Origin of the sequence: Nonomuraea sp. NPDC048916, assembly GCF_040649575.1 — a bacterium.
In the GTDB taxonomy this organism is placed as follows: domain Bacteria; phylum Actinomycetota; class Actinomycetes; order Streptosporangiales; family Streptosporangiaceae; genus Nonomuraea.
Genome location: NZ_JBEZFS010000258.1, coordinates 1 through 418, shown reverse-complemented (window position 1 = coordinate 418; position 418 = coordinate 1). Strand labels below are relative to the sequence as shown.

1 protein-coding gene is annotated in these 418 nt (G+C 71.5%); it reads left to right on the top strand.

Features of this window, described 5'->3' with window-relative positions:
* Positions 1-17: 17 nt before the first annotated feature.
* On the top strand, positions 18-418 hold a 401-nt coding region (locus AB0C16_RS40745), incomplete at its 3' end, for a hypothetical protein (protein WP_357691566.1).

The window sequence follows — 418 nt, the reverse complement described above, 5'->3', positions numbered from 1 at the left end:
CCGTGATCGTGACGACCGTGGCCCCCGTCGTGAGGGTGGCTACGGCGGTCCCCGGCGCGACGGTGATTCCGGTGGTGACCGGCCGCGTCGTGAGGGTGGCTACGGGGCTGGTCCGCGTCGTGATGATGACCGGCGTTCGTTCCGTGATCGTGACGACCGCGGTCCTCGTCGTGAGGGTGGCTACGGCGGTCCCCGGCGCGACGGTGATTCCGGTGGTGACCGGCCGCGTCGTGAGGGTGGCTACGGGGCTGGTCCGCGTCGTGATGATGACCGGCGTTCGTTCCGTGATCGTGACGACCGTGGCCCCCGTGGTGAGGGCGGCTACGGCGGCCCCCGACGTGAGGGTGGCTACGGCGGTCCCCGGCGCGACGGTGATTCCGGTGCTGATCGGGGTCCGCGTCGTGATGATGAGCGGCGC